Genomic DNA, 25,559 nt, shown 5'->3' with positions numbered 1-25,559 from the left:
GGCAAAAAAATAGCGCCGCTAGTCGCGGCGCTGGCTTATTTAAGCAATTACTTCCTTCGGCTCGGCGGTCCGGAGAATTCTTCGATCATGTTCTGGAATTCGGCGACGTCTTCAAAACTTTTGTAGACCGAGGCGAAGCGGATATAAGCGATCTTGTCCAGCCGTTTCAGTTCGCGCATGACCAGCTCGCCGACGTGGCCGGACAGCACTTCGCGCTCGCCGCTGGAAAGCAGCTTGTCCTTGATGCGCTGCAAAGCCTCATCCAGCGCCTCGACCGAGACCGGCCGCTTGCGCAAGGCCAGCATCAGGCTGGCGCGCAATTTGAGCGGATCGAAATCGGTGCGGCTGCCGTTCTTCTTGACGATCACCGGCATCGCCAGCTCGATCCGTTCAAAGGTGGTGAAGCGCTTGTCGCAATGCATGCAGCGGCGCCGGCGGCGAATCGAATCGCCCTCTTCCGACACGCGGGTGTCGAGCACCTGGGTTTCTTCATGCTGGCAGAATGGACATTTCATGATGGCAGTAATCCGAAGGTGATTGCGGCTGACTGGGTCGACATCTCTACATTATTCCTATTCGGGGCCACGCACCGGTCGCTGACAACCGGTATTTCACAGGAGCTTACTTGGTACTAGGGCCCGTGCAGTGTTAAAGCTGCAACGGGCCCAGGATTTCCCTGACTGGCATCCATAACGGCATGCCGGTCAGCACATCAGACTACGCTATTAAGCTGCGTACACCGGAAACGCGTCAGTCAGTTTCTTGACTTCGGCTTTGACTCTTTCGATGGTCGCTGCATCGTGCGGGTTGTCCAGCACGTCGGCGATCAGGTTGCCGACCTTGACGGCTTCCGCTTCCTTGAAGCCGCGGGTGGTGAACGCCGGGCTGCCGACACGGATGCCGGAAGTGACGAACGGCTTTTCCGGATCGTTAGGAATGGCGTTCTTGTTGCAAGTCATGTGCGCCGAACCCAGGATCGCTTCGGCTTCCTTGCCGGTGATCTTCTTGGCGCGCAGGTCGACCAGCATGACGTGCGATTCGGTGCGGCCCGACACGATGCGCAAGCCGCGCGCGATCAATGTCTTCGCCAGGGCGTCGGCGTTCTTCACCACCTGCTGCTGATATGCCTTGAATTCCGGCGTCAGCGCTTCCTTGAACGCCACTGCCTTGCCGGCGATGACGTGCATCAGCGGACCGCCCTGGATGCCTGGGAAGATCGCCGAATTGATGGCTTTCTCGAACTCGGCCTTCATCAGGATGATGCCGCCGCGCGGACCGCGCAGGGATTTGTGGGTGGTCGAGGTGACGAAGTCGGCATGCGGCACCGGGTTCGGATACTCGCCGGCGGCGATCAGGCCGGCATAGTGCGCCATGTCGACCATGAAGTAGGCGCCGACTGCCTTGGCGACCTTGGACATGCGCTCGAAGTCGATGCGCAGGGCGTAAGCGGAAGCGCCGGCGATGATCAGCTTGGGCTTCTTTTCGTGCGCCAGGCGCTCGAAGGCTTCGTAGTCGATTTCTTCTTTTTCGTTCAGGCCGTAGGACACCACGTTGAACCACTTGCCGGACATGTTCAATGCCATGCCGTGGGTCAGGTGGCCGCCTTCCGCCAGCGACATGCCCATGATGGTGTCGCCCGGTTTCAGCATGGCGAAGAACACACCCTGGTTGGCTTGCGAACCGGAGTTCGGCTGCACGTTGGCGGCTTCGGCGCCGAACAGTTGCTTGACGCGGTCGATCGCCAGCTGCTCGGCGATGTCAACGAATTCGCAGCCGCCGTAGTAGCGCTTGCCTGGATAGCCTTCAGCGTACTTGTTGGTCAGCTGCGTGCCTTGCGCTTCCATCACGGCCGGCGAAGTGTAGTTTTCCGACGCGATCAGCTCGATGTGTTCTTGCTGGCGATGGTTTTCTTTCTGGACGGCGCTCCACAATTCTGGATCGACATTGGCTAAGGTATGGTTTTTCTCGAACATGTAATACTCCAATCGATAAGGGTGAGCCTAAATCGAATGAGGGCCAGAAAATTAGGGGAATGCGGCAGCCTCAGTCGTACTTTCCATTCGGGCTGCCCAGGCGCACGGCGGATGAAATCTCACGCTTCCCGGTGGATGCCCACCTTTTGCCAATGCCTGCCGCGATTTTTTGGACCTGCGGCGGTATGGTTTTTTCGCCAGTCACGTGAGACGAAATGGTGCGCTTATTGTAAGCGAAGCACTCGATTTGAGCAAGATTGGCCCGGGCTTCGGCGCCGGATAAAAAAAACCGCCCCGGAGGGCGGCTTGCGCATGAAATTTACTAAAAAGACAATGACGATGGATGGTTATATCTTGCCGGCCAGGCTGATCCCTATCGTGCGCGGCTCAAGCCGATAGCCTTCCGATACCGACTGCACGTTAGGACGCTGGATCACCTTGTCGTTATTGAAGGCATTCTTGACGAACAAGGTCAGTTCCCAGCGGTCGAAGGTGGCGCCGACGCTGGCGTCGAAAGTGCTGTAGGCCGGCCGCTGATAATCCGGATCGGTCGCCACCAAGGTGCCGTGGCTGCTGCCGGTCCAGTGGGCGGCGGCACGGGCGAAGCCGTAGTAATCGCCGGGCAGGCTGAAATTGTACTGGCCGGTCAGGGTGGCGTTGTATTTAGGCACGCCCTGGATCTGGTCGCCTGCATGCGCATGCAGGGATGGCACATCCGATGACAAGGTGGCATTGGTATAACCGCCCGATAGGCCGAGAACGATATTCGAAGTCGGCTTGGCCTTGATCTCGAACTCGGCGCCATAGCTGCTGGCGTTGCCGACGTTGGTTTCATAGTCGAAACCGCAGCCCGGCAGCTGGATATCCTGCTGCAAGCCATTCCATTTGATGTAGAACAAGGCGGCATTGACCTGCAGGCGGTTGCCCAGCAGGCGCGACTTGTTGCCCAGCTCGTAGCTCCACAGCTTGTCCGACTTGAACGAGGTCGGCGCCGCGGTGATGCCGAGATTGTTGAAATCCGCCGCGCACAGCGAAGCCGGGATCGGACGGTCGTTGCCGCCCAAGCGGAAGCCCTCGGTGGCCGAGGTGTACACGGTGTTGTTGGGATCGACTTCCCAGCTCAGCGAGAACTTCGGCGTAAATGCCGACGACTTGCTGGTGACAGAGGAACTGGTCGGGCCGCCGTTCCAGTAAAAATCGCCGTTGCGGCTCAGGCTGTCGGTGGCTTGCAGGTAGCGCATGCCGACCGTGGCGTGCAGGCTAGGCATGAAATAGTAGTTCAGCTCGCCGAAGACCGCCTCTTGCTCGGTATGGTAGTGGCGTTCGCTGAAATACGAATTATCGTTGGGAAAGGCGATGCCGAGCTGGCCCGGATCGGCCGGATTGGCGCCGAACGCCGCATAGGTCGCATTGAGGCCGAAAATCGGCTCGTTGTCGGTGACGTTGGTATGCAGGTTGGCGTAGTAAACCCCGCCCAGCCAGGTGAATGGCGAGACCTTCTGGTCATACGGCTTGGAAGTGACGCGCAACTCTTGCGAGAATTGCCGCACCTGGTTTTGCAGGTAGACCGCCGACGGCAAGGCGCCGATCGCGGCCGCCAAGCCTGGTGGCGTAGCCGGTACCGCAAATCCCAGGTTGTTGACGGTAGTACCGTCCTGAGTGCGGTTGAAGGTGCGCTGGTAAAAACTGGAGACCGAAATCAGGTCGGCCATGCCCATGTCGTAGTTGACCGTCAGGCTAGGCACCAGCAAACGGTCGTTGCCCGGCTCGCGCACCAGCTTGCCGGTCTGGTTCTTTGGCAGGGCCAGGTAGGAGGCGTCGATATCCTTGGAATTGACTTCCTGGTAGAACACCGACGGCGTCAGGCTGAGCTGCGGCGTCGGCGCCCACTTCATGGCCAGCTTGACCACGCTGGAATCCTGCGAATTGATGCCGCTGGCAATGACGTTGCCGGTGGCCGGCGAGACCTGGTCGATATAGCCGCTCTGATGGCCGGTCTGCACGCCGATGCGCAGCGCCAGTTCGCCCGGGATCAGCGGCTGGTTGACGACGCCGTTGACGGTATAGTTGGTGCCGCCGCCGGCGGTCCCCGACACTTCCGAGTAGACGCTGGCTTCGCGCTCCTTCAGGTTGGGCTGGTTGCTGATGAATTTGATGGTGCCGCCCATCGAGCTGGCGCCGTACAAGGTGCCCTGCGGACCGCGCAGCACTTCGATGCGGTCGATGTCGAAGAACTTTGGTTCGGAACTGCCGAGGCTGTACAGATTGCGCGTGGTCATCGAGACATCGTCCAGGTAGACGCCCACCGTGGCCGAGCCGGCCGCCGAGCTGATGCCGCGGATTTCGATATTGCTGAGTCCGGCGCCGGAGCCGCTGGCGCCGGAGAACGAAATATTCGGCATGGCCCGCGTGAGATCGGAAAAATCGTTGATATGCGAGGCCTGCAGATCTTCGCCGCTGATCACCGAAATGCTCAGCGGCACCTTGCTCGCATCTTCCTTGCGCTTTTGCGCGGTGACCAGCACCGATTCGATCTGCTCGCTGGCCCGCGCCGATTTTTTTGCGCCAGGTGCGTCAGCCGCATCGGCGGCGCCGTCGGCAAGCTGCTGGGCGGCGGCGCCGGCCACCCACAAGGTGGACGAGGCGGCGGCCATGGCAAGCGCGCAAGTCAAATTTCCGGAATAGCGTTTCTTTGTCATCGTTGTGGTCTCCCCTATAACATTCAGCAATACCCAGCGCTGGAGATCCCATTTCAGCAATATTTATGCCACGCAAGTTTTCATCAAATCCGCCAGAATCGATCGCGCCGCCGACGTCTGCTGTCATGTTCTGGTGCAACTTGCACCAAAGCAAACATGGTTGAGACTGCAATGAAAGCGCAGGATCGGCCGCCCCGGCCCATGCCTGCCCAGTTTGTCAACGGCGCGCCCGCCGAATTGGGCTACAATTTCCGGCTAGACCAACACCGCAACAACAGGAGCATTGACCATGATTGTCTTGATTACCGGCGCAACCGCTGGCTTCGGCGCCGAAATGGCGCGTAAATTCACCAAGAACGGCCATCGGGTCATTGCTACCGGCCGCCGCAAGGACCGGCTGGACCAGCTGGCAGCCGAGCTGGGCGCGGCAGTCTTGCCTATCGTCATGGATGTCACCGACAAAGCCTCGATCAGCAGCGCGCTGGCGGCCCTGCCTGCGGCATGGCAGGAAATCGACGTCCTGGTCAACAACGCCGGCCTGGCGCTGGGCGTGGAATCGGCGCAGCAGGCTTCGCTGGAAGAATGGGAAACCATGATCGAGACCAACTGCAAAGGGCTGGTGACCATGACCCGCCTGGTGCTGCCAGGCATGGTGGCGCGCGGCCGCGGCACCGTCATCAATCTCGGTTCGATCGCCGGCGAATATCCATATCCGGGCGGCAATGTGTACGGCGCCACCAAGGCTTTCGTCAAGCAGTTCACGCTGAACCTGCGCGCCGACCTGGTCGGCACCGGCGTGCGCGCCACCGATATCGCGCCCGGCCTGTGCGGCGGCACCGAGTTCTCCAACGTGCGCTACCGCGGCGACGACGCAGCGGCTGCCAAGGTCTATGAAGGCACGCAGCCGCTGACGCCGGCCGATATCGCCGACACCGCGTTCTGGGTCGCCACCCTGCCGCCGCATATCAACATCAACCGCATTGAAATGATGCCGACCTGCCAGGGTTTCGCCGGCATGAGCATCAAACGCAATTAGCCAAGCATGATCGCATGGGTGGGCGTTTGCGCCCCCCTTGCCAGGCCCTGCCTCAGATTTCCGCCAGACAACTTAAAGCAACAGCACCGATGAGCATCCCCCTTTCCGACCCGCATGCCGATTTCAGCTGGCGCATCCGTGTGTACTATGAAGACACCGACGCCGGCGGCGTGGTTTTCTATGCCAACTACCTGAAGTTCTTTGAGCGCGCCCGCACCGAATGGCTGCGCGCGGCAGGCATCGGCCAGCATGCGCTGGAACAAAGCGACGGCGCCATCTTCATCGTCAAAAGCACCAGCATCGACTATCATGCGCCCGCCAAGCTGGACGACGAGCTGCAGCTGACCGTGGTGATAGAACGCCTCGGACGGGCCGGCGTCGACTTCGTCCAGCAAGCCTGGCGCGTCGGCGAAGGCGAACCGACCCTGATGTGCACCGGCCGCATCACCGTGGTGTGCGTCGGCACCGACACGTTCCGGCCGCGCGGCATTCCCAGGCAGGTGCTGGAGAACATCAAAGCCGCTGCCAAAGCCTAACCTGGTCCAGCGCCGGCACGCCTTTCGCTAAGGCAATGAGATGAAAGCCGCGCCAGGGCGTCCGCTTCTTATGGTTCTGAAAAGCAATTTTTTGCAGTGCAATGAACCTTCCTCAGGCAAGCATGGTCTGAAGCTTCGTTGCAGCGAACTTGGAGTAAAGCGATAGCGCCCGGCAAGATTGCCTGCCCCACCGCAGATATTGCGGCAAGCACTTTACGTTTACAATTCACTGTTTAAGTCTTTTACTTAAACCTAAGACCATTCCTCAAGACCGCTATCCATGACTGTCACCCAAGATCTTTCGTTTATCACCCTTATTACCAACGCATCTGTATTAGTACAGCTGGTCATGGCGCTGCTGCTGGCGGTTTCCGTGATGAGCTGGACTTATATTTTCCGCAAGATGTTCGCGATCCGCAGCGCCCGCCGCCAGACGGAAGAATTCGAACGTGCATTCTGGTCGGGCGGCAACCTCGCTACCTTGTACCAGGACGCCACCTCCAACCGCCGCAAGGGCGCGAGCCGGACCGGTGCGCTGGAACGCATCTTCGAAGCCGGCATGGACGAGTTCAACAAGGTCAAGGCTTCGCTCGGCAACAAAGGCGGCAACGATTCGGCCGCCTTGCTGGACGGCGCCCGGCGCGCGATGCGCGCGGCTTACCAGCGTGAGATGGATGCGCTGGAATCGCACCTGGCCTTCCTCGCCTCGGTCGGCTCGGTGTCGCCCTACGTCGGCCTGTTCGGCACCGTGTGGGGCATCATGAATGCGTTCCGCGGCCTGGCGAATGTGCAGCAAGCCACCCTGGCAGCTGTCGCGCCGGGTATCGCCGAGGCCCTGATCGCCACCGCCATCGGCCTGTTTGCCGCGATCCCTGCGGTGGTTGCCTACAACCGCTTCTCGCACGACGTCGACCGCCTGGCGATCCGCTTCGAAAGCTTCATCGAAGAATTCTCTAACATCTTGCAGCGTCAGGCCCGCTAATGTCCGGCTCTTCCATGCGCGGTGGCCGCCCCCGCAAGTTCAAGGCGGAAATCAACGTCGTCCCGTATATCGACGTGATGATGGTGCTGCTGGTGATCTTCATGGTCTCGGCGCCGCTCACCAATCCGAGCGTCATCAATTTGCCGAATGCGGCGAAATCGGCGACGCCGCCGACCGAATATATCGAGATCACCCTGAAGCCTGAGCAGCAGACCAGCGTGCGCATCAACGGCCAGAAGAGCGGCACCAGCGTCGCTGAAACGGTTCCGCGCAACGGCCTGAAACGCAAGCTGCAAGCCCTGCACGCCGACAAGCCCGACATGCCGGTGATGATTTCGGCCGACAAGGACATCAAGTACGATGAAGTGATCCAGGTCATTTCCGAGGCCAAGATGCTTGGCATTAACCGCGTCGGACTGGCGACAAAGTGACGATCTGGTTATGACAGGCAACTCCCCGTATTCCGTACCAAAAGAACCCGGCAGCATCCGCGCCATCATCCTAGCAGCGGCAGTGCATGCCGTCCTGTTCGCATTCCTGTGGTTCGGCATTCACTGGCAGAGCCAGCAGCCGATCGCCGTGGAGGCTGAAGTCTGGAGCCCGGACATCAAGGAAGCCGCGCCGCCGGCGCCGGAGCCGACCCCGGTGCCGCAGCCGACGCCCGAGCCGAAACCGGAGCCGGTGGTGCAGGAAACCGCGCCGCCGAAGGTGGTGACGCCGCCGCAGCCGGATCCTGAAATCGCCCTGGAAAGGGAAAAGAAGCGCAAAGAACAGGAGCGCAAGGACCAGCAACGCCAGGAAGAGCTCGAAAAACAACAGAAATTGCAAAAAGAGCAAGCCGAGGAAGAGCGCAAGGACAAGCTGAAAGCGGAAGCCGAGCAAAAAGCCGCCAAGGACAAGGCCGCTGCCCAGGAAAAGCAGAAGCAGGACGCTGCCAGGAAACTGGAAGCCGACGCCGCCAAGAAGAAACAGGCTGCCGATGCCGCCGCTGAAACCAAGCGCCGCAGCGATGAAATGAAGCGCATGCTGGGCCAGGCGGTCGGCAACGGCGCCGCCAACAGCAGCGGCACCGCTGCCCAGTCGCAAGGGCCGCGCGGCGATCCTGGCTATGGACAAAAGGTAGGCGCCAAGATCAAGTCGAACATCATCTTTAATGTGCCTGAAAGCCTGGCCGGAAACCCTGACGTGCAATTCGATGTCCAATTGCTTCCCGACGGCTCGGTGGCAAGCATCCGACTGAAGAAATCCTCCGGGGTATCCGGCTTTGACGAAGCGGTGAAACGCGCGATCGAGAAATCGGCGCCTTATCCGAAAGACAAGACCGGTACTGTACCATCCAGCTTTATCGGAACTCATAGACCGAAAGATCAGTAAGCCATGAAAAACAAATTGCATCAAATATTCGCAGTCCTCGGACTTGCGGTGAGCGCGCTGGTTGCCAGCGTCCCGGCCAGCGCCCAGCTGCGCATCGAAACTTCCGGCGTCGGCGCCAGCCAGATCCCGATCGCCATCGCCGGCTTCAGCGATGAAAACCTGGCGCCGCAGCAGGTCACCGCCATCATCAAGGCCGACCTGGCGCGCAGCGGCTTCTTCAAGATCATCGATACCGGCGACGTCATCTCCGAAGCCAGCCAGGTCAACCTGCCCGACTGGAAAGCGCGCGGCGCCGACGCCCTGGTGGTCGGCAGCGTGCAGCGCCTGGCCGACGGCCGTTTCGATGTGCGCTACCGTTTGCTCGATACCGTCAAATCGTCCCAGCTGTCGGCCCTGGCGATGGCTGCCGCGCCACAGTACACGCGGGTTACCGCCCACAAGATCGCCGATGACATCTACGAAAAACTGATCGGCGCGCGCGGCGCCTTCGCTACCCGCATCGCCTACATCATCAAGGCCGGCAAGGAATACCGGCTGGAAGTAGCCGACTCCGACGGCGAAGGCACGCAAGTGGCCTTGCGTTCCAACGAGCCGATCATCTCGCCGGCCTGGTCGCCGGACGGCACCAAGGTGGCCTACGTTTCGTTTGAAGCAAAGAAGCCGGTGGTGTACGTGCAGAACCTGATCACCAAGCAGCGCATCGTGGTGGCCAACTACAAGGGCAGCAACTCGGCGCCGTCCTGGTCGCCGGACGGCAGCAAGCTGGCGATTGCGCTGGCGCGCGACGGCCTGACCCAGGTCTACGTGGTGAACAGCGACGGCGGCAACCTGCGCCGCCTGACCCAGACCAACGGCATCGACACCGAACCGCAATTCTCGGCTGACGGCCAGAGCATCTACTTCACCAGCGACCGCAGCGGCGGCCCGCAAATCTACAAGATGAGCGCCAACGGCGGCGAGGCCCAGCGCGTGACCTTCGGCGGCAGCTACAACATCAGCCCGCGGATTTCACCGGACGGCAAGACATTGGCGTATATTTCGCAGCGCGGCGGCCGCTTCCAGCTGTATGCGCTGGACCTGAGCAACAACCAGGAGCAGCGTTTGTCGGATACGGTCAAGGATGAATCCCCAAGTTTTTCACCCAACGGTAAATACATCATGTACGCCACGGAATCAGGGCGCCGCGGTTCGTTGGCAGTGGTCTCGGTTGACGGCCGCGTGAAACAGCGTTTAACTATGCAGGCAGGCGATATACGGGAGCCTACTTGGGGTCCTTTCATGAAATAATCAGGTTTTACTTTGAATCGACGTTCGTTTCCCACTCTGGAGAATTAAAAAATGCTAAATATCAGAAACTTTGCCCTTATCGTCGCTAGCGCCATCTTGCTGGCTGCCTGCTCGTCCCCTGTCAAGCTGGACGACAAAGCGGTTCCGGTAGTCGATAGCGGCGCCACCGGCGCAGACGCACGTTCGGTCAATACGGTTGACGCCGGCTCCAGCGATCCGCTGAACCAGCCAGGCGGCATCCTCTCCAAGCGCAGCATCTACTTTGACTTCGACAGCTACATCGTCAAGGACGAGTTCAAGTCGGTGGTCGAAGCGCACGCCCAGTACCTGAACAGCCACAAGAACCGCAAGATCATCATCCAAGGCAATACCGATGACCGCGGCGGCCGCGAGTACAACCTGGCGCTGGGACAAAAACGTGCTGAAGCGGTTCGCAAGGCACTGGTATTGTTAGGCGTATCCGACACCCAGGTCGAAGCAGTTTCGCTGGGCAAGGAAAAGCCTAAGGCCCTCGGCAGCGACGAAGCGTCCTACGCTGAAAACCGCCGTTCAGATATCGTTTATCAATAATGATGCGGACGTTCTTCAAAGCTACGATGACCGCGGCCATGCTGGCCGCGGTTTTTTCCGCTCCGACCGCCCACGCCGGGCTGTTTGACGACGATGAAGCACGTCGGGCGATATTGGACATACGCGCCAAGATTGACGCGGTCAATGCACGGGTCGACGCCAAGGCGGACAAAACCAGTTCGCTCAGCCTGTCGGACCAGAATGAGCGCCTGAATCAGGAACTGGCAAAGCTGCGCGGACAGATCGAAGTGCTCACCAATGAGCTGGCCAACACGCAGCAGCGCCAGAAAGATTTCTACGTCGACCTGGATACGCGCCTGCGCAAGCTGGAACCGCAAAAGGTCAGCGTCGACGGCCAGGAAGTCAACATCGGCGCCAACGATCAGAAAGCCTATGACGCAGCGCTGGCGACCTTCAAGTCCGGCGACTACAAGGGTGCAGCCACGGCCTTCTCCAACTTCGTGCGCAGCAGCCCCGACTCAGGCCTGGCGCCATCGGCACAATACTGGCTGGGCAATGCCTACTATGCTCTGCGCGACTACAAGAATGCGATTGCAGCCCAACAGGTGGTCGTCGCCAAATATGCCGACAACCCCAAGGCCGCGGATGCATTGCTGAATATCTCCAGCAGCTACACCGAGCTGAAGAACAAGCCGCAGTCGAAGCGCGCATTGGAACAACTGCTGTCGCAGTACCCCAACACGCCGGCAGCGCAGACGGCAAAAGAGCGTCTGGCCACGCTGAAGTAGGCGCCGAATATTATTTTGCGGATTTCGTAAATAAAAGCGCATATGGGTTTGACACCTGATATGCACTTTGTCTATAATAGCGGTCTTTCGGGTCGTTAGCTCAGCTGGTAGAGCAGCGGACTTTTAATCCGTTGGTCGCAGGTTCGAATCCCGCACGGCCTACCACGAATAAGCAGTACAGATAAGGCCCCCAGCAATGGGGGCCTTTTTCTTTGCCTCTACTCAGTTCCGCAATTCTTGACCAGTTCCAGTTCCGCAAAATTTGAATTGGCAAGTTCATTTCTGTTCTATTCGCTTTGCTCAACCTGACTGTTTCGAACGACATTTGTCGTTAGCATGCGGCAACGCATGCACAGAAATTAAAAACAAAAAAGGCCCGCATTTCTGTGAGCCTCGTCAAATCAATTTCGCGCTTCGTCGGCACAAAACTAGCCGGTGTAGGCGCCCTTGTACCAGCCTTCGCCATCCCAGCACCACTCGGTCGTTTGGCTACCCGTGGTTGCATAGACGCGGATATGGATAGCGCTTCCGTTCAACCAGCAGGTTGCAGAGGCATTTTCACCTGGTTGCTTAAAGGCGCCTGTGTACCAACCCTTCGATCCGTCGTAGCAACGTTCAGTGATTGTAGAACCATTGGAAGTATAAACACGGATCGACGGCGAGCTGGTTCCCCACGAAACGGCGGCAGTTTGAGTTGACATTTTTAAACTCCTAGGATGAGTTGAGTAAAGTGACGAACTAAAACACTTCAGCGATCACGACATACGCGTCACTGTGATGATGCTCATTCAGAGTAGCAAGCGACCAGCGAAATAAATACCTGTCAACTTTCGCAGCTAGCGGATGCAGGCACAATCTTGCGAGCGCTGGATCCGGGGTCAATACCGTTGGGTTGGATGAGAAATGATGCGTCATCAAATTCTGGCAACAGCCCGCCAAAACTGCAGCCCCTTCCCTCGCAAACGCCGGCTGTCCCAGGCTTGCCGCCAGTCAGAGAAAATTCATAGACACTATTTATTTCCCATGAGAAACAATGTAATCTGGTCGACAAGGATCATGCATCGCCGATCCCTCTTGGCTGCTGAAAACGCATTTTGAGTCAAACGAAGCGCAGATCCTGCGCATCGTTATGGGGGAGCATGACGAAGCAATCGTAGTAAATCCCCCCACTGACATGCGGCTTCGGAAGGCCTAATTTCTACTCATACGATTGTGCATTGTGCTGCGCCGGCAATCCAATCATCAGGGGAGATTCATAATGAAGAATATTTGCACGTCGCTGATACGCGCCGCAGCCGCCTTGTGGCTGATTATTCCATTGGGCTTGATATCCAATGCCGGCGCCAATCCTCTTTTTGCGAGGCAAACCAGCCTGAAGTGCTCTTCCTGCCACACCATCTATCCCGAGCTGACGCCATTCGGCCGCAAATTCAAGCTGGGGGGATATACCCTGGGGGAACGCGAGAAGATCCCGCTGGCCTTCATGGCCATCGTCTCGCGCAACTCGATCAACAATAATACGGACAAATCCAGCGGCGACATGCTGTTCGCGAAGAACCGCGAATTGGTGGTCGAGGCTGCCAGCCTCTTCACCGGCGGCAAATTCACCGACTACGCCGGCGGCTTTGTGCAGTGGACCTACAACAATATCAGCACCACCGACAATCAGAGATATGTCGGGCACGGCGCGCTGGACAACACCGATCTGCGGCTGGTGAAAATGACCGGCACGGAAGAACAGCCAACGTTTTTCGGCCTGACCTTGCACAACAACCCTACCGTTCAAGACATCTGGAATACGACGCCGGCCTGGAGCTTCCCGTACTACAGCCCGACCATCGCCGGCCCGGGCCGCGGCGTGCCGACCTTCCTTGAGTCCGGTGCGCGGGTGGCCGGCATCGGCGCCTACACCTACCTGTTCGATGCGCTCTATCTGGAGGCAGCCTCTTACCAGACTGCCAAAGGTCCGCTGTCGGTTTTACGCTCAGGTACGCCCGACGCGCAAAGAGTATCGCTGTCAGGCTCCAACCCCTACTTGCGCGCAACCTACACCTTTGGCAGCGACCATCAGAATTTCACCATCGGCGCTACCGCCGCCAGGGTCGCCATGGCGGCTTCGGACACCACTCCCCAGGGTGACCGCTTCACCGATCTGGGATTCGACGCCACGTATCAGTTCTTCAGCAAAGACGATCACCATATCGTCACAGCCATGGCTTCCACCATCCACGAGAAAGCCGATTGGCGGGCCGGCTTCCCGAACGGGAACAACGATAATCCGAGCTCGAACCTGCGCTCCACCCGGGCCAAGCTCAGCTATCTTTATGACCGTACCTACGGCATTACGGGTGCTGTGTTCAAGCTGACCGGCGACGCTGACTTCGCGCGCTTCGGCACCAACAACGGCAAACCGGACACCGCGGGGTATATCGTCGAACTGAATTATTGGCCGCACTACGTTTTCAACTGGGACCCGCAGGCCAACATCCGCTTCGGGCTGCAATACACCGGCTATACGAAATTCAATGGCAGTAAAACGAATTACGACGGCACCCTGAGAGATGCCAAAGACAACAACACGCTTTACCTGTACGCCTGGCTCATGTTCTGACGCTGCCAGGCGTATTTTCCAAACCGTCGTGCGGGCGTAACGGATAGATGCGGGCAATCCAGGCTGGCCCATTTTATTCGAAGAGGAAACGCCATGAACCAAGAGAAAAAAACATCGCGCCGCATTATGCTACGCCGCAGCGGCGCGGTGCTGGGAGCGATCATTCTCACTCCTCTCGCGACGCACTCGCCGCCTGCCCAGGCAGGCTCCACGAAAAAAGGCATGCTGCATTACCAGGATAGCCCCAAGGATGGAAAGATGTGCGCCGACTGTGCCGCGTACACCCCGGCGGCGTCAGCGGATGCAGGCAGCGGCACCTGCAAAATTGTGGAGGGTCCCGTCAATCCTCAAGGCTGGTGCATGGCATACTCGCACCGCTGAAGGATCGCAGCAAACTGTCGTCACACAGCCGGAAAAAACGGCGCGCCAATCCAGCGCCGCGGCATGTGCAGACGCTGCGCCGGATGAAGCAGCTTCCGACTGCGCGTCCCGCTCATTCCAGCGACATTGCCGAGCCGTCAGGCGGCTTTTTGGAAGACAGGTCCGGCGACACGGCCGCGCCGTTGGCCCCGTGAGAGGAATGGCTGCCATGCTCGATCAAACCCATGTCCAGCGCCATCAGGATCAGTTCAGCCGAATTGTGCAGGCCAAGCTTGTGCATCAGATTGGCGCGATGCTTTTCGACGGTCTTGGCGCTGATATTGAGAAATTCGCCGGTCATGCGATTGGTGCGCCCCTCTGCGACCAGCTTGAGGATGCTGCGTTCGCGCGCGGTGAGCTTGTTCCAGGGCGTCACCGCCTTCGGCGCATCGCATCGATGCAGGAAATCGTTGATCAAATGCATGGAGACGTCGGGACAAATATATTTCTTGCCGCTGATGACCGTCTGGATCGCAATCACGAACTCATCGTACGAAGCATCTTTCAAGACATAGCCGTCCGCCCCCACCCGCAGCGCTTCCGTCACATATTCGTCGGTCTTGTAGACCGTCAGCACAAGCACGCGGATATCCGGCACGCGCCTTTTGATCTGCGCCGTCGCCTCGATGCCGTTCATGCCAGGCAGGGACAGGTCCATGAGGATCATGTCAGGACGCAATGACAATGCCTCGCGGATGGCCTCTTTTCCTTCGCGCGCCTCGCCCACCACCTCGTAGTTGGGCAATGCCGTGATCATTGACCGCAGCCCGTGCCGTAGCAGATTGTGGTCCTCGACTATCAGAATTCGGTAGGTCATGGCTTTCCTCCGCTGGCTCCGGGTGGATGCGACAATGGCGACGGCGATTTGCGGCTGGTTTTCCCCGATACAGGTGGACTAAACAGGAATCTCCATTGATTGTAGGTCTCAAATCCTTCAAATGCACTATCGGCGCGAGAAAAACCGCTGCGTTTGATGGTCGGCGTTGCAGAACTGCTGACGACGCCGCTGATCTGTTCGCCATTGCGCAGCAATTCAAATGCCTGGCCGGTGACCGGATCCGCATAGGCGCGCCGCAAATGCCGCACCGGCACCGGAAAACGCTGATCTTCGACCAGATCGTCAATACTCGTTGGCAGCGTCTTGCCGGCCCCTGGCGTGGCGTAATAGTAGTGTTCGATCGCCAACCGGTACTGGTCGCCGACATACAGCAACTCCGCCTCGGTCTCGCGCTGCCGCTCGAACGACCAGACTTCGACCGCCCCCATCAGCGCCACAGCCATCAGGGCCAGCGTCAGCAGCAACGCCAGCAAGACGATGCCGCGGACGGGACGCTTAATTCGTGGTTGCGCTAACATTCTCGCTCCCCGCGGTCTTTGCCGCGCTCCGCACATCGTAAACCCCGCTCAGGGCGGGATCGATGGGAGCAATGGCGATCCAGTTAGGGCTCTCCGTAATCGGGTCTACCGGGACGCTGCGCAAATAGTGCTTCTGCACCAGCTCCTCGAGTGTTTCCGGATAGCGCCCCTGATCGCCGAAGAATTTGTCCAGCGCGTCGCGCATGGTTGCCAGGTTTTGCTGCTGCACCTTGACCTTGCCGTTATCAAGTGCGACGAAATAGCGCGGCACGGCAAGCGTCAGCAGCAGGCCGATCAGCGCCATGACGATCACCATTTCGATCAGCGTGAAGCCATGCCGGCAACCGCCTGATTTTTGCCCTGGATGCTTGCCGCGCAAGAGTGGGAACGGTCGTGACATGGCTACCACTCCTTGTAGGCGATGCCGTTCAAGCCCTTGCCGGTCGAGAGCGATGCGACGTCATACACATCGTTCCCCGGCACCGGATCGGTGGGCGGGCTGCCATAACTGCGCAAAGCCCAGGTTTGTTCCGCCGGCTGGGTCGGATCGGGGTAGAACGGGTCGCGCGGCACACGGCGCAGGAATACCAGGCGGGAATGATTCACATCCTTGGCGTTTTCGACGCCGTTCACCAATATTTCCAAGGAGGGCGGATAGCCGGAATCGCCCGACTCCAGCGTAATCTGGCCGGTGTCGGCTGCGGTTTTGTAGTTGTCCAGGGCGACGCGGATCTGGCGCAAGGCCAGTTTCAGCTCGGTTTCCTTCAGGCGGGTTGCAGAAATTTCATAGAGCGGCAAGGCGACCAACGCCACCAGGCCTACCAGGGCCAGTGTAATGACCAGCTCTATGAGCGTAAATCCGCGCGTTTTCATGGCTCGATCTTCAGCTTCAGCGGTTGTGGCCGGGAGATGTTGCGCAAAGCGCCGCCGCTCATGCCAAGCTGCGCCAGCTGCATCTCCACCATTGTCTGCCTGCTCGATATCTTGGCGGCGAAAGTCAGATTCATCAGCGCCCCCGAGCCGGCGAAGAACTTACCGGCGTCGGCGTCCAGCGTCATATTGACGCGGCCGGCGGCGTCGTTGACGGTCGGATCGATGTTATTGACGCCGACCCGGCTGCTGACCGCACCGGGGCTGGCGCCGACGAAGGACAGCACGCGCGGATCGTAGAGAATAAAGAATGGCAGCGAATGCACGCCATTGAAACTTGACGCATTCAGAGTGACCTTGAACTGGTCTCCCGCCTTGACGCTGTCAAGCTTGCCCCAGGTGATCTGCGGCCTGCCGCCGGCACTGTTAGCGCTACCGTCGGCGCCGCTATCCCCGCTGCTTGTCGCCGGGCTTGCTGCCGGATTTGTCACTGGACTTGCCAATTGCGCGCTTTTATCTGCGGCACCCGCGGCCATCGCCGCCGCTGCCGGCACGCTGGCGGCAACCATGACCGGAGCGGCGCTCGCAGGCGCAGCGGCGACCGCGGCTGCGGGCATCTCCACAGCGGCCGCACTGACCGGCACGGCCGCCGGCGCGACCGCAGGCACCGCAGCGGCCGGCACACTATCCGACGGCAGGGCCGCCGATTGATCGGCCGGCGCCGGCGTGACAGGCTCCGGTATCAGCGCAGGCGCGGGAACAGGTGCAGACGCCGGAGGTGCAGGCATAGGCGCGGCTGATGGGTAGGCGCCATCGAACGGGGGCGGATTGACGACTTTCTCGACGCCTTGCGGCTGCGTCGCCGACGGCGCCGGCGCACTCGTCGACACACCGTTCAGGATGGCCGGGGTAACCGGCGGCACCGTTGGTGCGGATACCGCGGCAGGCGGCGCCGGCGGCATGATTGCAGCTGCCGGAACAGGTAGCGGTGCAGCGTCGGCGCGCGGCATGCTGTTGCTGCCAACGCCGCTACTGGTGCCCGATACGCTGGAAATCGGATCAAGGCGGAACTGCCCCGAGTGAATCGTGGTTTCAGTGCCGGACCAGACATCGCGCATCGTGTCTTCGGCGATACCCTGGGCACGTATGATACGAGGCGTGATTGACAATACGATCTCGGTCTTGGTGCGATCGCCGTTATGTTCCGAGAACAAGCGCCCGATGATCGGCAACTGGCCGAGGCCAGGCACCTTGGCGGCGGCATTGCGATCGGAATCGCTGATCAGGCCGCCCAGCACCTGGGTTTCGCCGTCGCGCAGGCGCAGGCTGGTGGTGGCGCTGCGGGTGCCGATCTGATAGGCGAGCGAACCGGAAGGCCCTGAGATTTCCTTGACGATATTGCTGACCTCCAGGTTCAGCTTGATGCCGACCTCGCCTTCCGGATAGACATGCGGTTCAGCTTCAAGCTTGATGCCGACATCGATATACTGGATCGAGCCGGTAACCACCGAGGCGCCGGTCTGCACCGGCGTCACGGTATTGGTGATGATTGGCACCTTGTCGCCGATCAGGATCTTCGCCTTTTCATGGTCGCGCACGCGGATGCGCGGGCTGGCCAGCAGATTGGCATCGGTATCCTGCAGCTTGAAACCTATGCCTAGCGAAAACGGCGTGACCTGCAGCTGGCCGCGCGTGAGATCGCCGAGGGCGCCAAGCGTCAACGCGCCGGCGGCCCCGGTCGGAGTCGATATGGTGGCGCTGTTGGGCCAGGTGATGCCAAGATCGGTCAGGCGATCGCGGGAAATTTCCAGCACTTCGACTTCCAGCATCACCTCAGCATCCGCCAGATCGTGGGCCGCAATGACCTTGGCGGCGACATCCAGCGCCTCCGGCGTATCGCGCAAGACCAGCGTGTTGGTGCGTTCGTCAACCAAGGCATCCTTGATCTTGAGTACCGACTTCAGCACTGTCAGGATGTATTTGGCATCGCCGTTCGAAATATGGAAGGTGCGCACTTTCAACTCTTGATATTCTTTTTGCTTGGCCGCGGTAGCCGGATAAATGAACATCGTATTGACGTTGAGCACTTTCTTTTCGAGCTGGTTCTGCAGCAGGATCAGATTGACGGTGTCTTCGACCGAGCCTTCATGCACAAAGATGGTGGTTTTCAGATCGGGGCGCACGTCGCGGTCGAAGATCACGTTGAGACCGGTGGTGCGGGACAAAGCCTCGAACACCATGCGCAGATTGGCGTCGCGGAACTGCAGCGTGACCGGCTTTTTCATCACCGACTGCGAGGCAGTCAACGCCTCTTTGACGCGATGCTGGGTATCGATCTCGGTATTCACCTTGCGCAGCAACAGCTGCGCATTGGGGTTGGATGGATTTTCCAGTATCACCACCATGGTGCGTTCGCGCGCCATATCCAGTTTACCGGCGGCGTACATCTTCTCGGCTTCGGCCAGGATGTCCCTGTGCCGCACGTCCATGTCGATGTCAGAAACGCCGCGCCGGGCGCGCTCGTTGGAACCGTCAAGCTCCAGCGCCTCCAGATAAGAATTGCGCGCTTCCTTGGTGTCGCCAGCCGAACGCTGCTCATCGCCTTGCCGTATCAATTTTTTTGTTTCTTCGTCGAGGCGATTGATGTAATCGAGCTTGTACGGCAGGTTGCCGGGATCCTGCCGCATCGCTTCGCGCATGTTGGCGAGTCCCTCGGCGACATGGCCCTCCTTGATCTGACGCAGGCCGTCCGAATGCAGCTGCTGTGTCGCGCATCCGGCCAGCGCGCCTACGATCAGCAGCAGCGCAGCCGGACGATGCCAGCTTTTTGACATGGTTTGGATAAGGCGCATTACAGCCCCCCGGAAATCAAAATGGATTGCCGCTGGTTGAGCGGAAGATAGGTCAGGACAATTTCCTTGGCGCTGACGGAATCGATGCGATAGGTGCCTTCCACGGTGTCTCCCGTGGTCACCAGCAATAACTGGTCGTCCTTCGCCAAAAACGCGGTAGGCTTGGCCTGGTCCTGCAGCAATCCGACAAAATTGAAAGGCATGGGCGGCGCTGTCGGCGGCGGCGGTGGCGGCGGCGGCAACTCCTTGGGCGGCGGTGGCGGCGGCGGCAGCCAGCTGTTGGCGGCGAATAAATTGCTTGCCGCGCTCTGGTCCAGGCTGGCCCGCACCGGCGGGGCTATCGTTTTTGGCAGAGCTGCCTCCGCCGCGGCCGGCTTGCCGTTCCCCGCTGGATGACTGCCTGCGCTTCGCGTCACCGGCTCAATCACCCCGGATTCGGCAGACCCGCCCGAAAACACCATGGCGCCATAGGAAACCAGCGCGCCGGCAACCAGCACCAGTCCTATTTGCCGCCGTGAGAATCGGTTGCGCATGTCAGGCTCCGCGGTAGACAAAAGTGAAATGGATCCGCGCATCCTGGATCGTGCTGTTCACCGCGGCGCGTTCGATATGCAGCTCGGCCAGCGAGGCATTGGGGATGGCATTGAGCACGCCGGCAATAAAGCCGCGCAGGGTGTCGTAGCTGGCTTTCACCGGCAGCACCACCTCATAGCTGACGAAGGCCGCGCCCTGCGCATCCGACATGTGATACTCGCCCTTGACCAGATCGAGCTTGGCCAGCTGTGCTTGCTCCATCAAGCGCCGCAGATCGCCCGCATTGCGGTCAATCGTCGGAAACCACGCGGTAAAGCGCAGCAGCTGCTCGCTGGTTTTCGGCTGGATCCGATGTTCGAGCCGGGCCCGATTCAGATCGACCAGCGCGGCCCCGGTCTGCTGCTTGATCTCGCCGGCATTTTTTTGCCAGCGCGGCGCAACTGCGAAAGCAATGATCAAAGTGAGCAGCAGCATCAAGATGCCCACTGTGCCTGGCCAGCCGATGCGGCGCGCAAGCGTATAACGCAGCGCCAGCGCCATTGAGCTCATGCGGTTCATCGCTCCTCCCAATGCGCCTGGATTTGAAAGCGGACCGGCGAGCCGGGCTGCGTCTGTATCTGGTGCGAAGTCAGGATGACGCGCTGCAGGCCCGGCTGGTCCTGGAGATAGGACAGGTAATCCAGCATGGTGGCGAGATCCTTCGCCTCGCCGACCAGATGCAATTGCCGGCGTGAAGCGACCGGCTCCACCGACAGCAAGGCCACATGCTCCATCGGCGCCGATTCGAGCACTTTGAGCAGACGATCCCAAGGCGTGTTCAACTGGCCGGCGATCTGTGCCGCGTTCTTGAAATTCTGCAATTCGGCAGGCGTGACCTTGGCGCCAACCTGGTCGGCATTCTTGACCGAATGGAGGCGCAGCACCATGGCGTCATACACCGTCTGCTGGGCCTTGCGCGCGCCGTAAGCCGATGACAGCTGCACGCCCGCATAGATGCTTGCCACGGCGCCCGCGATCAGGAGCGCCAGCCCGATCGACGGCAATTTGCGACGCTCGGTGGAAAAATCCAGATCCAGTTTTTGAAGAGAGGCCATGGCATATGGCTCCTAGGCGAAATTCGAAGCCAGATCGGGCGCTGCATCGGCAGCGGCCGCCATCTCCGGCCGCGGCGGCAGGCGCTGCCAGCGGCTGCTTGCCGCGGCCGGGATGTCGCCTATGTCGGCATCGAAATAGATCGGCAATCCAGCGTAGTCCGGCACGCACAGGCGGCGGCAAAATGCCTCGCAGCTGTCGCTCAAGGCGGGCCAGTCGTTTTCCGATAAGCGTTCGGCGGCAAGCGCCTGCCATTTGCCATCCCGCAGCCAGCCGAGCATCAAAGCGCTGCCGCGCAAACGCGCCAATAGTGCGCTGTCGTTCTTGTTGCGTGCAAAGTAGCCGTTCCAGAACGCCGCGAAGCCCGGCTCCAGCCGGTTCAAGCGGCATCCGGCATCGTCGCAGGCCAATCTGATCGCATCCGTCAGGGCTGCCGGCATGCCGCACACGACCGCGCTCAAACCATCCAGCTGGACCGAACAACGCATCGCCAGCGAACTGGCATCGATGCCCAGGGTATCCGCCATGCCAAGCGCAGCCAGGCGGTCCAGCTCGGCCGGCGGCAAGCGGCGTGCATCGATATGCAGGACATCGTAGTGCACCAGGGTGTCGGCCACTTCGACATTCAGCCTGGAGGCTTGGTACACAGCGTGCTCCGCCCTGCTGCTCAACTGCGGCAAGATATCGCGAATCGCCTTGCCGATGCCGTCATATGCACCTGGCGCGCCGTCAGGCTTGGCGACCGGCACGACGATGCCGTCCTGCCGCAGGCCGGCTTTTGGCATCGACGCCGTCACTTGATGCGGCTCGACCACGATTTGCAGCGGCTTATTCCACAGGCGTAACACGATTGATCTCCTCAAGAGTGCTCATACCAGCCGCCACCAGGGCAACCGCCGCTTCGCGCAGCGTTTTCAGGCCGTTTTGCCGGGCGGCATGCTTGATCTTGGAAATGGCGGCGCGCTCCACCATCAAATCGCGCAAAGTGTCGTTCAGCGAAAGCGTCTCCGCGATCGCGCGCCGGCCCTTGAAGCCGCTGCCGCGGCAATGCGCGCACCCTACGCCGTGCTTGAAATCGAAGCTGGCCAGAGCCATGGGGGAAGTTCCCAGGCCCGAGCGCACTATCAGTTCCTTGTCAGGGTGATCGTCGGTGACGCACATCGGACAATTGATGCGCACCAGCCGTTGCGCCAGGATGCCGTTGAGGGCAGAGACGAAACTGTAGGAATCGACGCCCATGTTGGTGAAACGCCCGATGACGTCGAACACGTTGTTGGCGTGCACGGTGGTAAACACCTGGTGGCCGGTCAGCGCCGCCTGCACCGCGATTTGCGCGGTTTCCGGATCGCGTATTTCACCCACCATGATCTTGTCCGGATCGTGGCGCAATATCGAACGCAGTCCGCGCGCAAAGGTCAGTCCCTTTTTTTCGTTGACCGGGATCTGCAGCACGCCGGACAACTGGTATTCGACCGGATCCTCGATCGTCACGATCTTGTCGAGGCCGGTATTGATTTCCGTAATTGCCGCATAGATGGTGGTGGTCTTGCCGCTGCCGGTAGGCCCGGTCACCAGCAGCAAGCCGTAGGGAAGCTGCGACAGCCGGCGCACGAATTCCTTGGCCGGCTCGGCGAAGCCCAGGGTTTCCAGGCTCAAGGTTTGCAGTTCACCCGACAGATGATAGCGGTCGAGCACCCGCAATACGGCGTCCTCGCCGAACAGATTAGGCATGATCGAGACGCGCAGATCGATTTCGCGCCCTTCGGCCAGCACTTTGAAGCGGCCGTCCTGAGGAATCCTGCGCTCTGCAATGTCGAGCTCGGAAATCACCTTGATGCGCGACAGCACCTGGTTCGCCAGATCGCTGCCGTCCAGGCGCTTGATCATGCTCAGGACGCCATCCAGACGGTATTTGATGTTCAGGCCCTGCGGCTGGGTTTCGAGGTGGATATCGCTGGCGCCGGCGCGCAATGCGTCATAGATGGTCGAATTGACCAGGCGCACGATGGTGCTCTCGGTGCTGCTGATGTCTTCGATCGAGATCGACAATACGCTGTGGTCAGTCGCGTTGACGGTATCGGCAATGCCTACCGAATCCATCGCCCGCACTGTTTTCTCGATGACTGCCAGATAAGAGCGCACGTCGCCGGCAGTGGCGATGCCCCAGCTGACCGGCTGCTCGGCGCGGCTGCGCAAACGCGCATTGATCCAGGCGCGGGTGCGCACATCCAAAGGATCCGTGGTCACCAGCAGCAATCCGCCCGCCGGTTCGACGAACGCCACGCACAGGCGCTTGCCGGCCTCGATGAACGACAGCAATTCAAAATCCGGCTTGAGCTGCCGCATCATCGCCATCGTCACCGGCCGCATCCTGAAGTAAGCCGCGGCCGCCGCAAGATAAGCGGCGGCATCGTCGCCGAAGCCCTCCGCAATCTGTTCGATGGTCTGCTGCGTGGAGCCGGTCTGCCCCTGGATCTCGCGGATGGATTCTGCATCCAAGGCGTTCCTGGCGGGGCGGAAAGCGGGCGTGTAGACGTTGTCCATGGCGGTCACTGAATACTGGATGCAAGGTCGAAAATCGGCAAATACATGAGCACCACGATGGCGCCGATAACGAGGCCGATGCACAGCATCAGCACCGGCTCGAACAAGCGTGTCGCCACATCGATGGCGCGGCTCAGGGTTGCCTCCTGAAAAGCGGCAATGCGCGCCAGGATCTCGGCCAGCTTGCCGGTGCGCTGCGCCACCATCAGCATGCGCAAGGCCACCGGATCGGCCAGGCCGACCAGCTGCAAGGCCGGGCCGATAGCGCCGCCCTCGCGGATCGACGCCACCGCGCGGACCAGCTTGCGATTGTCTTCCGGCGTCAGCAGCGAGCCGCACATGTCGAACGCACGGACGACCGGAATGCCGCCTTCGATCAGCATGCCGCTGGTGCGATAAAACTGGGCGTGGCGGAACATCCGGATCAGCGGCCCGACGATGGGCAGGCGCTGCAGCACAGGCAGGTTCCAGCCCGCACGCGAAGCATGGCGAATCGCCCAGATCAGCGCCAGGAAGGCGCCGATAAACACGGCGGCGACCAGTTGCGGATGGGCATGGATGGTTTTGCCGAGCTGGATCAGGACCTGCGAAGCAAACGGGATCTCGCCCCGGGTAGACTCAATCAAGGTGGAGAATTTCGGCACCACCACCGCCAGCAGGAACAACACCACCAGCGACCCTACCCCCAGCAGCATCAATGGGTAGACTGCCGCCCCCAGCGCCTTGGAGCGGATCGTGCGAAGGGTTTCGAAATTGGCGGAGTAGCGGCGCAGCGCTGCCGCCATGTCGCCGGTCTGCTCGCTGGCGGAGATGCTGGCGACCAGCAGTTGCGGGAAGACATCTGGCCGTTCGCCCATCACCGCAGAGAAATTGCGTCCTTCCTTCAGCGCCTGCACCATTTTTTCGAATACGCGCCGGGTTTCCAGCAGGCGCTCTTTTTCGGCCAGGGTCTCAAGGGCATCGATGATTCCCAGTCCCGCGTCAAGCAGCGACGCCAGCTCGTGTGCGAACAGCGCGATATCCAGGCGCGTGCGGGTGATACCGGCAACGCCCCGGCCGCCCCAGGAAAAACTGTTGCGGTGCGGTGTGCAGGACAGGACGCGCAAGCCCTCTCTTTCGGCGAGCCGGGTCGCCGCCGCCGCGTCGATGGCGGCCAATCGCAGCGAGCGCATCGCGCCAGCCTTGGCTTTAGCCACAATGTCGAATTCGACGACGCGGGTGACGGGCGTATTGTTCATGTCAACCGCCTAGTTCGACATCCAGTTGCCGACGTCAGCGTTCTCACCTGTGCCGCCGGGCTGTCCATCCGCGCCCAGCGTGCTCAGGTCCAGTTCGCCGTGATCGCCAGGCGATTTGTAAATATAAGGACGGCCCCATGGATCCATGGGCACAGCCTTCTTCAGATACGGGCCCTGCCATTTTTCTTCGTTGTTGGGCTTCACGAAAAGGCTGTCGAGGCCTTCGTCGGTAGTGGGGTAACGCCCCATGTCGAGCCGGTATTGATCGAGCGCTTTCTCCAGAGACACGATCTGGGCACGCGCGATCTTGGTATTGGATTTGCCGATCTGGTCGAAATAACGGGGAGCGACCATCCCGGCGAGAAGGCCGATGATGACGATGACGACGAGCAGTTCAAGCAGCGTGAAACCTGCGCGCCGTTGGTTAGGGGCCGGCGCAGGATGCTCCAAACAGGCGGCAGCGAGACGCGTCATTATTATTCTCCCTAGGCCGGCGTATGGTATTTTTTTCGACGGTTCTTCTGTGCTTGATTTTTAGAAGACCCTGCGAGACCGACCCCTATGCTCTGTAGATTACTACGGCTTGTCTTAAAAGCTACTGGGTATATTCCCTCCATTTAGGGGGTGCATGGGTAGTTATCCTCAACCTGGCAAATGGACCCGCTTTCCGCAATGAAGTACGACCGAAAAAGCACGTAGGAACGCTTCGCGTTTACTCCCGCTGCGCTTTGCAAGGTAGGACAATCAAGTAGCTGAAGACCAGCCACCCGCAATCGTGAATATTCTCTTCAAGCAATCAATAAAAATCGAGGGGGCGATTTGCTGTTGAAATTGAA

At 60.0% G+C, this 25,559-nt stretch carries 26 protein-coding genes, 1 tRNA gene and 1 riboswitch; of the genes, 11 read left to right on the top strand and 16 right to left on the bottom strand.

What is annotated here, in order from left to right; translation table 11 throughout:
* Positions 1-47: 47 nt before the first annotated feature.
* The 3 genes from nrdR to AC07V8_RS20680 form a co-directional block, all read right to left on the bottom strand.
* Positions 48-515 carry a transcriptional regulator NrdR gene (nrdR, locus tag AC07V8_RS20690; protein ID WP_061942946.1) on the bottom strand — a complete coding sequence of 156 codons (468 nt, stop codon included), beginning with the start codon at positions 513-515 and terminating at the stop codon, positions 48-50.
* Between the two features lie 210 nt (positions 516-725).
* Entirely contained in the window at positions 726-1,973 is a 1,248-nt protein-coding gene (glyA, locus tag AC07V8_RS20685; protein WP_168230657.1) for a serine hydroxymethyltransferase, read from the bottom strand.
* Between the two features lie 87 nt (positions 1,974-2,060).
* Positions 2,061-2,188, bottom strand: a riboswitch (ZMP/ZTP riboswitch).
* A 132-nt stretch (positions 2,189-2,320) separates the two neighbouring features.
* A complete protein-coding gene (locus tag AC07V8_RS20680) occupies positions 2,321-4,672 on the bottom strand; it encodes a TonB-dependent receptor (protein ID WP_494680055.1) in 2,352 nt (783 codons plus the stop codon).
* A gap of 289 nt (positions 4,673-4,961) precedes the next feature.
* Between AC07V8_RS20680 and AC07V8_RS20675 the strand changes: the two genes are divergently transcribed.
* The 9 genes from AC07V8_RS20675 to AC07V8_RS20635 all read left to right on the top strand — a co-directional run bounded on the left by AC07V8_RS20675 (position 4,962) and on the right by AC07V8_RS20635 (position 11,371).
* Positions 4,962-5,708, top strand: coding sequence for an SDR family oxidoreductase (locus AC07V8_RS20675; RefSeq protein WP_494680056.1), 747 nt, complete (start codon positions 4,962-4,964; stop codon positions 5,706-5,708).
* Between the two features lie 89 nt (positions 5,709-5,797).
* Entirely contained in the window at positions 5,798-6,244 is a 447-nt protein-coding gene (gene ybgC, locus AC07V8_RS20670) for a tol-pal system-associated acyl-CoA thioesterase (RefSeq protein WP_494680057.1), read from the top strand.
* A 280-nt stretch (positions 6,245-6,524) separates the two neighbouring features.
* Complete coding sequence (gene tolQ, locus AC07V8_RS20665) at positions 6,525-7,226, top strand: protein TolQ (RefSeq protein ID WP_494680058.1); 702 nt, start codon at positions 6,525-6,527, stop codon at positions 7,224-7,226.
* Entirely contained in the window at positions 7,226-7,657 is a 432-nt protein-coding gene (locus AC07V8_RS20660) for an ExbD/TolR family protein (protein ID WP_494680059.1), read from the top strand. Before tolQ ends, AC07V8_RS20660 begins: the two co-directional genes overlap by 1 nt.
* A 10-nt stretch (positions 7,658-7,667) precedes the next feature.
* Positions 7,668-8,600, top strand: coding sequence for a cell envelope integrity protein TolA (gene tolA / locus AC07V8_RS20655; RefSeq protein ID WP_494680060.1), 933 nt, complete (start codon positions 7,668-7,670; stop codon positions 8,598-8,600).
* Between the two features lie 3 nt (positions 8,601-8,603).
* Positions 8,604-9,887 carry a Tol-Pal system beta propeller repeat protein TolB gene (tolB, locus tag AC07V8_RS20650; RefSeq protein WP_494680061.1) on the top strand — a complete coding sequence of 428 codons (1,284 nt, stop codon included), beginning with the start codon at positions 8,604-8,606 and terminating at the stop codon, positions 9,885-9,887.
* Positions 9,888-9,938: 51 nt separating this feature from the next.
* Positions 9,939-10,457 carry a peptidoglycan-associated lipoprotein Pal gene (pal, locus tag AC07V8_RS20645; RefSeq protein WP_211444727.1) on the top strand — a complete coding sequence of 173 codons (519 nt, stop codon included), beginning with the start codon at positions 9,939-9,941 and terminating at the stop codon, positions 10,455-10,457.
* A 2-nt stretch (positions 10,458-10,459) separates the two neighbouring features.
* Complete coding sequence (gene ybgF / locus AC07V8_RS20640; RefSeq protein WP_494680081.1) at positions 10,460-11,206, top strand: tol-pal system protein YbgF; 747 nt, start codon at positions 10,460-10,462, stop codon at positions 11,204-11,206.
* A gap of 89 nt (positions 11,207-11,295) precedes the next feature.
* Positions 11,296-11,371, top strand: a tRNA-Lys gene (locus tag AC07V8_RS20635).
* A gap of 263 nt (positions 11,372-11,634) precedes the next feature.
* On the opposite strand, the gene AC07V8_RS20630 is transcribed toward AC07V8_RS20635, so the two are convergent.
* Positions 11,635-11,907, bottom strand: coding sequence for a fucose-binding lectin (locus AC07V8_RS20630; protein WP_494680062.1), 273 nt, complete (start codon positions 11,905-11,907; stop codon positions 11,635-11,637).
* A 557-nt stretch (positions 11,908-12,464) separates the two neighbouring features.
* On the opposite strand from AC07V8_RS20630, the gene AC07V8_RS20625 reads away from it, so the two are divergent.
* Both AC07V8_RS20625 and AC07V8_RS20620 read left to right on the top strand, forming a co-directional pair.
* Positions 12,465-13,817: a cytochrome C gene (locus AC07V8_RS20625; protein WP_494680063.1), complete on the top strand. Its 1,353-nt coding sequence runs from the start codon at positions 12,465-12,467 to the stop codon at positions 13,815-13,817.
* A 93-nt stretch (positions 13,818-13,910) separates the two neighbouring features.
* Entirely contained in the window at positions 13,911-14,198 is a 288-nt protein-coding gene (locus AC07V8_RS20620; protein WP_494680064.1) for a high-potential iron-sulfur protein, read from the top strand.
* A gap of 112 nt (positions 14,199-14,310) precedes the next feature.
* On the opposite strand, the gene AC07V8_RS20615 is transcribed toward AC07V8_RS20620, so the two are convergent.
* The 12 genes from AC07V8_RS20615 to gspG are packed head-to-tail and all read right to left on the bottom strand — an operon-like array spanning position 14,311 to position 25,197.
* Positions 14,311-15,054: a response regulator gene (locus tag AC07V8_RS20615; protein WP_494680065.1), complete on the bottom strand. Its 744-nt coding sequence runs from the start codon at positions 15,052-15,054 to the stop codon at positions 14,311-14,313.
* The gene (locus tag AC07V8_RS20610) at positions 15,051-15,593 is read right to left on the bottom strand and encodes a type II secretion system protein (protein WP_494680066.1); all 543 of its coding nucleotides are present in this window, start codon (positions 15,591-15,593) and stop codon (positions 15,051-15,053) included. The genes AC07V8_RS20615 and AC07V8_RS20610 overlap by 4 nt, the downstream gene beginning before the upstream one ends.
* A complete protein-coding gene (locus AC07V8_RS20605) occupies positions 15,571-15,993 on the bottom strand; it encodes a type II secretion system protein (RefSeq protein WP_494680067.1) in 423 nt (140 codons plus the stop codon). The genes AC07V8_RS20610 and AC07V8_RS20605 overlap by 23 nt, the downstream gene beginning before the upstream one ends.
* Before the next feature lie 2 nt (positions 15,994-15,995).
* Positions 15,996-16,466 carry a type II secretion system protein gene (locus tag AC07V8_RS20600; protein ID WP_494680068.1) on the bottom strand — a complete coding sequence of 157 codons (471 nt, stop codon included), beginning with the start codon at positions 16,464-16,466 and terminating at the stop codon, positions 15,996-15,998.
* Positions 16,463-19,297, bottom strand: coding sequence for a secretin GspD/PilQ domain-containing protein (locus AC07V8_RS20595; RefSeq protein ID WP_494680069.1), 2,835 nt, complete (start codon positions 19,295-19,297; stop codon positions 16,463-16,465). Before AC07V8_RS20595 ends, AC07V8_RS20600 begins: the two co-directional genes overlap by 4 nt.
* Positions 19,298-19,314: 17 nt before the next feature.
* On the bottom strand, positions 19,315-19,848 hold the full coding sequence (locus tag AC07V8_RS20590) for a hypothetical protein (RefSeq protein WP_494680070.1): 534 nt from the start codon (positions 19,846-19,848) through the stop codon (positions 19,315-19,317).
* A gap of 1 nt (position 19,849) precedes the next feature.
* Positions 19,850-20,398 (bottom strand): hypothetical protein, encoded by a 549-nt coding sequence (locus tag AC07V8_RS20585; RefSeq protein WP_494680071.1) that lies wholly within the window; start codon positions 20,396-20,398, stop codon positions 19,850-19,852.
* A 5-nt stretch (positions 20,399-20,403) separates the two neighbouring features.
* A complete protein-coding gene (locus AC07V8_RS20580) occupies positions 20,404-20,943 on the bottom strand; it encodes a hypothetical protein (RefSeq protein WP_494680072.1) in 540 nt (179 codons plus the stop codon).
* 12 nt (positions 20,944-20,955) lie between these two features.
* Positions 20,956-21,789: a hypothetical protein gene (locus AC07V8_RS20575; RefSeq protein ID WP_494680073.1), complete on the bottom strand. Its 834-nt coding sequence runs from the start codon at positions 21,787-21,789 to the stop codon at positions 20,956-20,958.
* Positions 21,770-23,485 carry a GspE/PulE family protein gene (locus tag AC07V8_RS20570; RefSeq protein WP_494680074.1) on the bottom strand — a complete coding sequence of 572 codons (1,716 nt, stop codon included), beginning with the start codon at positions 23,483-23,485 and terminating at the stop codon, positions 21,770-21,772. Before AC07V8_RS20570 ends, AC07V8_RS20575 begins: the two co-directional genes overlap by 20 nt.
* Before the next feature lie 5 nt (positions 23,486-23,490).
* Positions 23,491-24,723: a type II secretion system F family protein gene (locus AC07V8_RS20565; protein ID WP_494680075.1), complete on the bottom strand. Its 1,233-nt coding sequence runs from the start codon at positions 24,721-24,723 to the stop codon at positions 23,491-23,493.
* A 9-nt stretch (positions 24,724-24,732) separates the two neighbouring features.
* Positions 24,733-25,197 (bottom strand): type II secretion system major pseudopilin GspG, encoded by a 465-nt coding sequence (gene gspG / locus AC07V8_RS20560; protein WP_494680076.1) that lies wholly within the window; start codon positions 25,195-25,197, stop codon positions 24,733-24,735.
* Positions 25,198-25,559 lie beyond the last annotated feature (362 nt).

The organism is Collimonas sp. GW821-FHT02H07, from assembly GCF_059421505.1.
The sequence above is the reverse complement of the archived record's forward strand: the minus strand, read 5'-3'. Positions and strand labels throughout refer to the sequence as shown.